The organism is Acinetobacter larvae (assembly GCF_001704115.1).
Classification (GTDB): Bacteria; Pseudomonadota; Gammaproteobacteria; order Pseudomonadales; family Moraxellaceae; genus Acinetobacter; species Acinetobacter larvae.
In genome coordinates, this window is the sequence record NZ_CP016895.1 from 2,500,872 (window position 1) to 2,513,312 (window position 12,441).

At 43.0% G+C, this 12,441-nt stretch carries 12 protein-coding genes; 5 read left to right on the plus strand and 7 right to left on the minus strand.

The window, feature by feature from the left end; genetic code table 11:
* Positions 1–14: 14 nt before the first annotated feature.
* The 5 genes from BFG52_RS11205 to BFG52_RS11225 are packed head-to-tail and all read right to left on the minus strand — an operon-like array spanning position 15 to position 3,458.
* Positions 15–944, minus strand: coding sequence for a VOC family protein (locus tag BFG52_RS11205; RefSeq protein WP_067556135.1), 930 nt, complete (start codon positions 942–944; stop codon positions 15–17).
* A gap of 10 nt (positions 945–954) precedes the next feature.
* Entirely contained in the window at positions 955–1,719 is a 765-nt protein-coding gene (locus tag BFG52_RS11210; RefSeq protein WP_067556138.1) for an SDR family oxidoreductase, read from the minus strand.
* Positions 1,712–2,776 carry a Rieske 2Fe-2S domain-containing protein gene (locus tag BFG52_RS11215; RefSeq protein ID WP_407639204.1) on the minus strand — a complete coding sequence of 355 codons (1,065 nt, stop codon included), beginning with the start codon at positions 2,774–2,776 and terminating at the stop codon, positions 1,712–1,714. Before BFG52_RS11215 ends, BFG52_RS11210 begins: the two co-directional genes overlap by 8 nt.
* 20 nt (positions 2,777–2,796) lie before the next feature.
* Positions 2,797–3,096 carry a recombinase-like helix-turn-helix domain-containing protein gene (locus tag BFG52_RS11220; protein ID WP_067556143.1) on the minus strand — a complete coding sequence of 100 codons (300 nt, stop codon included), beginning with the start codon at positions 3,094–3,096 and terminating at the stop codon, positions 2,797–2,799.
* 56 nt (positions 3,097–3,152) lie between these two features.
* Positions 3,153–3,458: a non-heme iron oxygenase ferredoxin subunit gene (locus tag BFG52_RS11225; RefSeq protein WP_067556146.1), complete on the minus strand. Its 306-nt coding sequence runs from the start codon at positions 3,456–3,458 to the stop codon at positions 3,153–3,155.
* Positions 3,459–3,718: 260 nt separating this feature from the next.
* Here BFG52_RS11225 and BFG52_RS11230 point away from each other — a divergent pair, with 260 nt between their 5' ends.
* Positions 3,719–4,537, plus strand: coding sequence for an IclR family transcriptional regulator (locus tag BFG52_RS11230; RefSeq protein ID WP_407639205.1), 819 nt, complete (start codon positions 3,719–3,721; stop codon positions 4,535–4,537).
* A gap of 197 nt (positions 4,538–4,734) precedes the next feature.
* On the opposite strand, the gene BFG52_RS11235 is transcribed toward BFG52_RS11230, so the two are convergent.
* A complete protein-coding gene (locus BFG52_RS11235; protein WP_067556152.1) occupies positions 4,735–5,778 on the minus strand; it encodes a M20/M25/M40 family metallo-hydrolase in 1,044 nt (347 codons plus the stop codon).
* A 764-nt stretch (positions 5,779–6,542) separates the two neighbouring features.
* Between BFG52_RS11235 and BFG52_RS11240 the strand changes: the two genes are divergently transcribed.
* Positions 6,543–7,244 (plus strand): pirin family protein, encoded by a 702-nt coding sequence (locus tag BFG52_RS11240; protein ID WP_067556155.1) that lies wholly within the window; start codon positions 6,543–6,545, stop codon positions 7,242–7,244.
* A 154-nt stretch (positions 7,245–7,398) separates the two neighbouring features.
* On the opposite strand, the gene BFG52_RS11245 is transcribed toward BFG52_RS11240, so the two are convergent.
* A complete protein-coding gene (locus BFG52_RS11245; protein ID WP_228703841.1) occupies positions 7,399–8,391 on the minus strand; it encodes a L,D-transpeptidase family protein in 993 nt (330 codons plus the stop codon).
* A 409-nt stretch (positions 8,392–8,800) separates the two neighbouring features.
* On the opposite strand from BFG52_RS11245, the gene pyrC reads away from it, so the two are divergent.
* From pyrC to BFG52_RS11260, 3 genes are all read left to right on the plus strand, one after another.
* Complete coding sequence (gene pyrC, locus BFG52_RS11250; protein ID WP_067556158.1) at positions 8,801–9,835, plus strand: dihydroorotase; 1,035 nt, start codon at positions 8,801–8,803, stop codon at positions 9,833–9,835.
* Positions 9,820–10,479, plus strand: coding sequence for a ribonuclease T (gene rnt, locus BFG52_RS11255; RefSeq protein ID WP_067556161.1), 660 nt, complete (start codon positions 9,820–9,822; stop codon positions 10,477–10,479). The genes pyrC and rnt overlap by 16 nt, the downstream gene beginning before the upstream one ends.
* A 230-nt stretch (positions 10,480–10,709) precedes the next feature.
* The gene (locus tag BFG52_RS11260; RefSeq protein WP_067556164.1) at positions 10,710–12,143 is read left to right on the plus strand and encodes an amino acid permease; all 1,434 of its coding nucleotides are present in this window, start codon (positions 10,710–10,712) and stop codon (positions 12,141–12,143) included.
* The last annotated feature ends 298 nt before the right edge of the window (positions 12,144–12,441 follow it).

The window sequence follows — 12,441 nt, forward strand, 5'->3', positions numbered from 1 at the left end:
TTCCCTGCGCTTTGCTAAGCTGATTTAACTTGGCGACGTGTATCGTGATCTAAACCACCTTCAATCGCCCATTCAGTAAATAAAGCCAAGCTATGTTCTTCTTCGCGTGGCTGCCAATCTGCAGTGAGATAGTCATCATTGGTGTAGTACTCAAAAGCCCCACCCAATGGTGAATGGACATACCAGAAATAAGCAGATGAAATTGGATGACGCCCAGGTCCAATAAAAGTTGACCATGCTTGACGATTCATCGCCAGACCGCCACCAATTACTTCATGGATATCACGGACCACAAACGCCACATGGTTTAGTCCCGCCGGCTTATTGGGGATCGACAATAAAAACAAATCGTGATGAAAAGCTTCGGCACGGCAGCGTAAGAATGCACCGCGGGCACGATAGGCATCAGATAAATAAAAACCTAATTTTTCAATATAAAATGCCTGCGTCTTCGCCAAATCTGGCGTGAAAAATACCACATGACCAATATCGACGGGTTGCGCCTGCTCATACACCGGGCTGGCGGCATTGATACGTTGCACATTGCCATATTGATTAATGCCCGCAGTTTTCGCCGTAGGCACAGGCTGGGTTATACTGTGCTGAAAAACCAATGTCATGCCATTGGGATCACGACATTGTAGTTGTGTCGCATGCTGTACAAAGCCGTCTACATCGGCAAGTTTCTCCGCCAAATGCGTTAAATCTTCAAGCTGATCAACCCCCCAAGTAACTTCACGTAAAGTCGAACCTGCTTCTATTGCCGCTGGCAAACGCGCATCATGCCAGTCATATAGATAAATTTTGCAGCCGTTTTGGGTCTGATATAAATCCGTCGCCTCAATGTCAGACAGCGCTGCTTGCAAACCAAAATCAGTCAAAAAACGCTGTGCTTCTTGGCGGTTCTCCACACCGAACTTGAGCACTTCTATCCCTGTAATCATGTGTTTCTCCTTAATTAAACACAAAGCCGCCATTCACTGGAATATTCTGCCCCGTGACAAAGGAAGACATTTCAGACAGCAAATACAGCACCGTACCATTGACATCTTCAGGATGTTGCTGGCGTTGAATGGCACGTCCATTTACATACAAATCATGGCGTTGTTGTGGCACATACTGTGTCGCTTCTACCAAAGTCAAACCAGGACTAACGGTATTGACACAAATGTTGTATTCACCCAATTCACTGGCCATCGCACGGGTCATGGCAATCAAAGCGCCTTTACTCGCCACATAGGCCAACAATTTCGGCGCCCCCCACAAGGCGGTATCTGAGGCAATATTGACAATTTTGCCCTGACCCGATGCTTGCAAATGAGGAACACAGGCTTGGCTAACCAACCAAGTCCCTTTGACATTGACTGTCATCACCCGATCCCAAAGTGCTTCGTCATGTTGTTGCATGCCAACCCCACCGACCCCTGTTGCTAAGGCGGCGCAATTGACCAAGCCATCTAGCCCACCCAACCGCTGCACAGCAACCTCGACCGCCTGCTGAATCGACTGTTTCTGGCTAATATCCATGCTAACCGCACTGACCTTCAAGCCTTGGGCAGCCAATTGTGCCGCCTCATGCTGTACTTGATTGGTCAAGATATCGGCCATGACCACATGCGCACCCGCATGGGCGATGGCTGCGGCAAAATCTCGTCCCAATCCTCGTGCAGCACCGGTGAGCAAAATCCGTTTATTGCTTAAAATTTCAGGGCTAAGCATGTGAAATATCCTGCATGCGAATACGACTACTGTCTTGCGCATCCTGTAAAGCTTGAATTTTTTTAAGCTGTTTTTCAGCTTCTTTTTTCATCATGCGGCGTAAGCGTGCCAAGCCGACATCATGCTGATATAAGAACTCATGTTGCCGCGCATTGGGCGCCAGATTTTCAAGAATAATGCGGTCTTGTTCCAAAACATCCCAGTGTAATTTTTCCAGATGATTACGATATAAAAAGCGCCAGACATTACGCTGCCAACCACTGACCTTACGACAACGCCAGAAAAATACGCGGGTATTGTGCTCATCAATCGGGGTTGCAAAACCAACAATCCAGAACTCCCCACCCGGTCCAAACTGCTTACGATATGGAATCGATAAACGCAGCCATGCTGCACCCGTTTGACCGTACTCTACCCAGTCAAAGTTCACGCCAGTTTGACCTTCTTTTTCAAATACAAAGCCATGTGGTGTTGCACGATGTTTCATTTCTGCCGTGCGTTCACCTTCCGCCATGGAGTGCGATGTGCAATGCAAATAAGTACCGTGCATTGGGTCCATAACATTATCAATGGCATATTGATGATTTACCTTCCAATCCGCCATACATAGAAATGAGCTCCACTCAGCATCACACAATTGATCAGGTAAATTCAGATCAGCTGCTGGCGCTTGTACATCCACCCCGAACCAGACAAAAATTGCATCATGCATTTCTTTGACTGCATAAGCCTTCACGCAATCACTGCCTTTTAACGGACAGTCACTCACAGCAGGCACATCAACCACCGTACCGTCATGACCAACCTCTACACCGTGATACCAACACGCCACGCGATCGCCTAAATTCCAACCGAGTGATAAACGTGCACCACGATGTGGACAGCGATCTTCTAGTGCATGCACCACGCCATCGCCATCACGCCACAACACAATATTTTCCCCAAGACGGGTAATACCGACAGGATTTGCACCCACTTCCCAACTGGCCAAAACTGGATACCATTGATCTCGCAAACCCAGCGCTAAATATTTTTCAATATCAATTGCTATTGTCATCATCATGTCCTTATTTATGATTAATAACCCAAACGTTGCATTTCACTGGAAAAACACTCGATGGTCCAAAGCTCACCATCTTCATTTCTAAATCCTTGCTGATTCAGTGTGCTAACCAAATCATTGAGCTGGGTGACGTCATTGCTAAACGCTTGTATTAAATGCTGAACAAAATCCATTTCATATTGGCTGGGTATTTTGCTGCGGTTTTGCCACACCAAATGTTCGACCTGACCGGGGATTTGAATATTGTTAATTCCTGCGTCCTTTGAAGGCGTCGCATTAATCCATCTGGCTAGCTTTTCATTGAACTCTTTCATTGAGGGCTTCCTTTTGCTCGCTGTTGATTGCCTGCTTTTTGCTTACTGTTGCTTTTTTAAAGTTGAATTTGTACTTCTCCATTCTCAACACGCACAGGGTAAACACATAAATTTCTACAACCTGGCCCGCTCTCTAAGACACCACTTTCAAGATTAAAAATTGCTTCATGCAATGGGCATTCCACTGTATTGCCTTCGATAAATCCTTCAGTCAGCAGTGCATAGGCATGAGGACAAACATTTTCAACCGCAAAATAATTTTCCTCGATCACAAAAATACCAATACTTTTGTCATCTACAGCAACGGCTTTGGGTTCCTCCTCAGCAACATCATCAATCTTACAAACAGAGATCCAGTTCATGTGCTCTTCTTCCTTGTTTCATATGCAAAACATTATTTAGTATTTGAAACACTAGAAATAGCATAAGCTTTAAGCGATTTATTTGTCAAATCTTATATTTATATATTTTTCAATGATTTACATTAAAATTGATTTTTTATTATTTTGATTATGAAATATTGTTTTATATATAAACATTGAGATATAAAAACTAGCGCGCTAAAATGACGCAGCGCATTTCTTTTCACTCTGGGAATGTCATCCTTTCTTATTAGGTCACAATGCCAATGAACTCTACAAATATTCTTTTAAAGCAAGACACTGAGGCTAATTTAGATGATCGTTATTTGGTACCTGGTTTGGTACGTGGCTTGGCCATCCTCAAATTATTTGATCAACATCATCAAGAAATGACCATTTCTGAAATTGCAGAAAAACTAGCAGTGAATCGTTCTAGTGCATTTCGTTTAATCCATACCTTAGAACATTGCGGCTATTTAAGAAAAATGTCGCAAAAAACCTATGCACTGAATAGCAATGTGATGGAACTAGGGTTCAATAGTTTATCTAAATCTTCTTTAATTGATATTGCGACACCCATTATGCGGGAACTCCGCGATCAAATTGAAATTGCTGTGCATTTATCAATTTTAGACAATACCCATATTGTTTTTGTCAGCAATGTGCAATCCAATGGTCCATTCACCAGTAATATCCATATTGGTACACGCTGGCCGGCACATGCCACCGTCATTGGGCAATTGGCTTTATCTCAACTGAGTGAAGCAGAAGTGATTGCACGTTATGAAAACTTTAATGATTGGCAGGTTTATTCAGAACGTACGCCAAAAAATTTAGACGCGTTATTAAAACGCCTTGAAGACGTGCGGCAACAAGCCTTTATGATCAGTTGGGGGCATTTCAATCATGATATGGCAGCCTGTGCTGCACCCATTTATAGTCAAGCCACCCAACAAATTAGTGCTATATTATCCGTTAGTTGCCCGCTTAGCAGTTATTCTGAAGCAGAGTTTAGCAATGAGGTTTCAAAAAATGTTGTCGCATATGCCGATAAAATTTCAAAGTTTATTTATAAATAAAGCCCTTCAATAAACCTGTATAAATAAACCCGCTTAACTGCCCATGCTACAGACCCATTACACAGTCGCGCGGCAGTAATCCTAACCCTATTCAAAAATACTCGCCCATACTACACCCCTAGCGAAAATATCATGACGAACAATTAGTTGCGATAAGGTGCTGTGGGCGAGTCTGTGATGCTATGGATGATTTTATATTATTGGGCATCTAAGCTTCTTAATAAATGCATTAATGCCTCACCTGCCAATTTCATTGACTCTGGATCGATCAGCTCTAGTGTGTCACAAGCCTTGTGATAGCATGGTGCAAACTCTAACTCATCACCTTGCAGTTTTTCATTAAATAAAACCAGTCCGGTCACGGGAACTTTCCCTAAAAATGCCGCAGTATCGCTGGCAGTTAAAATAGAAACGTCCTCTTTGATTTTTAGATTTTTATCTTTAAAGAACTGCTGCAAACTATTTTCCAATGCGGCATCCTTTGCATGGACAGGAATACTGCGTAATCCCTCAATGATCGGTTTAAAGTCATTTTCAGTCATTCCGCGCTCGCGCAACATTTTTTCCATCTCATCGATAGATGAACGATCACCATCTGCAATAAGAATCTCTGGATCTTTGGTACCCACCATATCAACATTAATATATGCTTTGATCTGCTGTAATTGTTCGGGACTTAACTTGGCAACATAATCGCGTGATCCAGCAATACCTTCTTCTTCAGAATCCCAAAAAGCCAAATAAATCGTATGCTGCAATGGTTGTTTACTGCTAGCCAAACTCCGCATCAGTTCCAATAATAATGCTACACCAGATGCATTATCATTTATTCCAGGTCCCATTTTTACAGAATCATAGTGCGCACCTATTAGCAGTTGCGGTTCTTTTAATGTTCCTGGAATGGTCACAATAATATTACGACCGGTTAACTGCTGGTGATTTTTAAAACTTTGTACTTGAGTCGCATAACCCAGTTGCTTCGCATAAGCTAAAATGTAGTCACCACTGGCAATACCACCAGAGCTTCCCACCGCACGGTTGCCCTGATGCTGAGTCGCAATCTGTTCAAAGGCCTTAAGATGCGCCATCATTTGCGTACTATCTAAAGAAATATCGAGAGCATTGTCGACTTTGACTTCTTGATGATCTTTTGAGTCCGTTGACTTCTGATGATCCTGACAAGCGCTCAGAGCAATGCCGAGTGTCAGCACACATAATGTTAATTTTTTTTTGCTAAACATGAATAAATATCTCAGAATGAACAATAAATTTATGTGAAATTTACCTCATTTAATCCGACGAACCTATAGTTATTCAGTGTATGTGCGTTGCTAAAGTTTAACGACCACGTCCAACTAAAATGACAATGTCTAACTAAAATGACCATGTCCAACTAAAATTGTGCCAGCCCTAAAAAAGAGAGCCAACACATTAGGAAGGCTCTCATGACGACACGGCTAACAGTAAGAAAAGTTATTTTTGTTGTTTTATGATGATTGGCATTTGTAGACATCACCTTATTCAGCGCTGAAGGTGTTGGGATCTCTACAAAGCAGATGAGGACCTTGTAGAGTCGATCAGAACAAACTCGGTTGCTTGTCTTACAAATTTTATTAGAGCCATCTTTGACTCATAGGTTTTATAGCAATTGTTATGCCAAGTACCTATTCGAGAAGTTCTTCTAGAAGCGCATTTAGAAACTAACTTATAATCTAAGCTATTATTTATATTGATGAAATTTTAGTATTTTAACAGCATCATGCCGTTATTTGAATCACCATGTATAGCACTCATCCCCACAAACTGATCATACGCACCGCCACACAGCACGCTGCTGAATGCCATAAATAAGTTCATCATGTACTATTCCAGTGCAACTTGACCAGACTGGTCATGAAAGCACCATGTCTTATAAATAGAACACTACATCATACTTACAATATTTTGTTCCAATAATGCCCTGCGTAAGATAGACCTCAATGAGCAACATTGAAGTGAGTCCACGATGAAAACAACTATCCATCGCAGTGAAGCGCGCGGCTATATCGATCATGGCTGGCTAAAAACACATCATAGTTTTTCCTTTGGTCAATGGTATGATCCAGACCTTATGGGTGTCGGCGCACTACGGGTGATTAATGAAGATATTATTGCACCCCAACGTGGTTTTGCCACCCACCCACACAAGGACATGGAAATTTTGACTTATGTTATTTCTGGTACCTTGACCCATCAAGACAGTATGGGCAACCAAACACACATTACTGCCGGCGAATGGCAACTCATGCGAGCAGGTACAGGTATTCGTCACAGTGAGGTTAACCAAGGTCCAGAAGCAGTACATCTATTTCAAATATGGATACAACCCGACCAACTCAATCTACAACCGCATTATCAACAGATTCGACTAGATGCCAAGGAAACGCCCAATCAATGGCAGCAAATTGCAGCAAATGATCAACAAGCACCGATGCATATCCATCAACAGGTACGGATCGAAACTGCCTATCTGCAACAGCAGCAACAGTTGGCATTGCCACTCACTGGGCAAAAAGGCTATTTGCATGTTATTGATGGTGAAGTCATTGTCAATCAGCAGCGGTTAAGCCAAGGCGATGCTATACAGATTGATCAAGCCACTGCTATTTTAGCCCAAACGCATAGCCATTTACTTTATTTTGACTTGGCAATCGCGCAGCCCGAATAGCTTTGCTGTAAAACAGCCATGTGATAAAACGTCATGTGGTAAAACAGTCATATGGTAAAACATTGATGTAATACACAGCCCCCCAGCGTTGATGAGCAACGGCTGGGGGGCTGTATATTGTATGCGCACACGCTATAAACTCAATTTTCTTTGGCTAGTCTACAAACTTGACCACCGTCCCCGCACTGACCTTACGCCCAAGATCATTGGCATCCCAATTGGTGAGGCGAATACAACCATGCGATGCCGTTTTAGAAATCAGACTTGGATTTGCTGTACCGTGAATGCCAAAACTGGGTTTGCTCAATGCAATCCAAATATTACCGACTGGACCATTTGGACCCGGTGGTAAAGTCAACGGTTTATTATTTTTCCCTTGAACAAAGTTTTTAGGTGAATAACCATAAAATGGATTTTTGACCACTTTGGTAATGGTATGCGTGCCCTTGGGCGATGGCGTATTGCTCGCACCAATACTGGCAGGAAAAGATGCTACCATTTGATTTTGCGCATTAAACATATACAGTTGCCGCGCACCTTTATGCGCCACAATCAAAGTAATGTCTGTAGGCAGTTCATTGCGAACATTGCTGACTACAATACGCTCTCCAACCTTGGAAAAATTGGCTTTGGGATTGATCTGCTTTAAAAAGTTTTCATCCATATGAAACTTCTCTGCCAACATCTCTGAGACACGGGTATAGTGCAGACCTTGCATTTTTGCCTGCAATGCGTAATCCCGCGGAATACTATTGACATACGGACCTTTTAAGTCTTCGGCCTGAATCGTATAGTACTGAAATGCATCCTGCTGTTGTCTTGCCACTAAATGTTCCCAGGTCTCACGATCCAAAGTCCCACTAATATTCAAAGCATTCATCTGTTGATATGCGGAAAGCGCTTTTAAAAAATTTTTCCCACTCATAGCATCAATCGCACCGGGTGAAGCATGCTGGGTATTCAACATAACTTGTGCGCGTGCGTAGGCCGGGAATTGCCCCCGTCCCAAACTGGCATCCCATTGTGCTTGATTGAGTTGATCTATTCCCCAAGAAACGGCTACTGTGGGCTTGCTGGCAACTGGGCTTGGTGAATTGGGCTGTGCCTGTAGCAAACCACATATGCTGAGCAACAATACGCTCATCATCAGTTGATAGATAGATTTCCCCTTGGTCATCAATTTCAATTACTCGCTATTCTCATTGTGTTCCATCTCAGCCTAATTCGGCTTAGACTACTAAAATATTTAAAAATATGAATTGGTTCATATTTTAACTATAGTTATATAGTTATTTCTAGTTATAAGATAATTATTTAGATATTCATCAAATTTAACTCAGACCATGCTCGTTTCTTCAATAGCAAGCGCTATGTATTTGCTCAGATGACAAACACAAGCTGCTGTTCTTCACAGCCTGTGCAAACGTCGGTTTTGTAAGTAATATCTAGTGCTATCCGTAACTTATCGCGGTATATTTTTAAGCGAATTATCCCTGTGAGTTACCTTTTTATGCGTATATCGATTATCATCTATTTTATTTTTAGTTTGAAAAGCCTTGGAAACGATTACCCTGCTCCAGCCAGATGATTGGCATGCACATCTTCGTGATGGTTCCGCTCTAAAGCGCACTGTACCCGATTTAGCCAAACAATTTGCGCGCGCAATTTGTATGCCCAATTTAGTCCCGCCAGTAAAAACCGTTGACGAAGCATTGGCTTATCGTGAGCGAATTTTGGCACATGTGCCTCAAGGTCTGCACTTTGATCCACGGATGGTCTTGTACTTTACCGATCAAACCTCGCCGGATGAAGTCGCAAAAATTCATGCTTCAGACTATGTCAATGCCATTAAGCTGTACCCAGCAGGTGCAACCACCAACTCCGACAACGGTGTCAGTGATATTCGTAAAGTCTATGCCGTGATTGAACAGCTAGAAGAATATCAAGTGCCATTATTGCTGCATGGTGAAGTCACGCATCAGCATATCGACATCTTTGATCGTGAAAAGCGTTTCCTCGATGAGGTTTTAACGCCATTATTACGTCAGTTCCCCAAACTGAAGCTGGTCCTTGAACATATCACCACCAGCGAAGCTGCAACTTTTGTATTGGAATATGACCGGAATGTTGCCGCAACCATTACGCCACAGCATTTGCTGTTTAACCGTAACGATTTATTGGTCGGTGGTGTGAAACCGCACTTCTATTGTTTACCGATCTTAAAACGCCAAAGTCATCAACAAACCCTGTTAGAAGTAGCAACCAGTGGTAATCCGAAATTCTTTTTGGGTACCGACAGCGCACCACATGCACGTCATGCCAAAGAAAATGCCTGTGGTTGTGCCGGTTGTTATAGCGCACCGACCGCCATTGAACTTTATGCACAAGCTTTTGATCAAGTTGGAAAAATTGAACGACTTGAAGGCTTTGCTAGTCATTTTGGTGCTGACTTTTATGGTCTACCACGCAATGAAAATAGCATTACCTTAGTGAAGGAAGATCAGGTCATTCCGACTGCACTGGACTATTTGGATGGTGAACAGATTATTCCTTTATACGCGGGGCAAACGATTGCTTGGAGAAAAGTGTGACAACTGACAACCTACCCGTGATGGGTCAGCGATTTCGTGGTTTTTTACCAGTCGTGGTTGATGTAGAAACAGCTGGTTTTAATGCCGAAACTGATGCCTTATTAGAGATTGCTTGTATTCCAATACTCTATGATGCACAGGGACAGTTTATCCCCGGTCCTGCATATCATGCACATATTAATCCTTTTGAGGGCGCACATTTAGATCGACGCTCTTTGGACTTTACCGGAATTGATCCATCTAATCCGCTGCGCATGGCCATGGCTGAAGATGAAAAAACCGCACTGAAGCGTATTTTCAAAGCCATCAATGACGTGCGCCGTCAACAAGGCTGTACTCATGCGGTATTGGTTGGGCACAATGCACATTTCGATCTCGGTTTCTTAAAAGCCGCGGTATTGCGTACTGCAACCAAAAATCAAAACCCCTTCCATAGTTTCTCGGTTTTTGACACGGTTACGTTGAGTGCGGTCATGTTTGGGCAAACTGTATTGGCCAAATCGTGTATACAAGCGGGAATTGAGTTTAATGGCAAAGAAGCGCATTCGGCCTTGTACGATACGCAAAAAACAGCAGAGTTATTTTGTTTTATCCTCAATAAACTCTCTCCACACTTAATTGAACATTTGGTGGCAGATCAATAAGATCAGCCATCGTATCTGCTTGATCATGTTAGCCATTTGCTTATAGCGCAGAGATAGCCCCGTTCATCTTATTTGTTTCTAGCACAATGCCGTCGGGCAGATAGAAACCATCAAAAGCAATCTTATTTTGTCGAACAGCACACAAAAGTACCGCTTTCGATGATGCATTGCTTTTGTGTAACGATGCGGATTCATTTAAACTATTGCTTTAAGATCAACCTGTTAATTTTATGTCACTGCATTCAAAACCGCCTTCGCCCCACACCCCAACCAATAGCACCACACTGAAACGGAGTATGACCAAACGACATTTGATTATGTTGTCTTTGGGCGGTGCGATTGGTACCGGGCTTTTTTTAGGCTCTGGCGAAGTGATCGCAAAAGCTGGGCCAATGGGCGCTGTGATAGCCTATATCATTGGTGGTCTCATCGCTTATATGGTGATGCTCTGTTTGGGTGAATTGGCAGTTAACCAACCTGTTACCGGTTCATTTGGTGCCTTTGCTGCACGTAATATCGGTCCGGGCACAGGCTATATGGTGTCATGGATGTATTGGCTGGGTTGGTCGGCAACCTTGGGCACAGAGTTCACTGCGGCAGCATTGCTCATGCAAGAATGGTTCCCCTCGATTTCGGTTTGGATTTGGACCATTATTTTTATTGTTGGTGTACTGTTCTCCAACCTGAGTTCCACCCGCTTCTTTGCTGAATCTGAATTTTGGCTATCGATGATTAAAGTCATGACCGTGGCTTTATTTATCTTGTTAGGGCTTGCGGCAATTTTTGGTTTAATTCCCTTTCAGGGCGCAACCCAAGCCCCCTTATTTAGCAATCTGCACTTCCACGATTGGTTGCCCAATGGTCTTTGGCCACTTTTTGCCACCATGCTCATTGTCAATTTTGCCTTTAATGGGACCGAAATGATTGGCATTGCGGCAGGTGAAACCGAAAACCCTGAAAAGAACGTCCCCAAAGCCATTCATGCTGCAATATGGCGTCTAATGATCTTCTTTGTCGGGACCATCATTGTGATTAGTGCCTTACTGCCCTATCAACATGCTGGGCTAGTCGGTGATGCAGGTCATGGAGCTGGTTTAAGTAATAGTCCCTTTGTAACTGTCTTTCAGTATATTGGTATTCCTTATGCCGAAGACATCATGCGTTTTGTTATTATTACCGCACTGCTGTCTACCGCCAACTCAGGTTTATACGCAGCTTCGCGTATGATGTGGGCACTGTCCATTCAAAAACAACTGCCGAAAATTTTCTCAAAATTAAGCAGTCGTGGCACCCCAGTTATTGCCATTCTGGTGACCATGATCGGTGGTCTGCCGGGTTTATTATCGGAACAATTTGGTGCGGATCTTATTTTTAAAAATCTGTTAGGTGTTGCTGCTTTCACCATGGTCATCGTCTGGATGAGCATTTGTTGGAGTCAATTTAACTTTAGACGTCAATGGCTTGCCAATGGTCACAGCTTGACTGATTTAAAATTTAAAACGCCTTGCTATCCCTTGGTACCGATTTTAGGCTTTCTCTGTTGTGCAGTCACTGCGCTGAGTATGGCTGCGGATCCTAGTATGCTGTCTGGCTTTATCGGTTGTTTAATTTTTATGGCTGGCTGCTATGCCAGTTACTATTTGCTCTATCACAACAAAGCTTAAATTCAAGCTGCGCTCAAATCCGTACAGCCTTGTGGCAAGCTGCAAGGCTGTACGTTGATATTGATCCTTAAATCATATCCTTGCCTCGCATCATCGTCACCCAACCCCGCAGCACTATGCGCAAATGATCGCGCACTACAATGTGTGGCTCAACACAGCAATGTGGCATCCTTAGTTGAATATCAAAATTGCAGTGAAAAGCCTTGTAAATCGCACCTTTTACCATGAAATTGCGATCAAACAAACAACTAGAACATTCATTTTCAAGTTACAGCTTTATTACATTGCACTGAATATT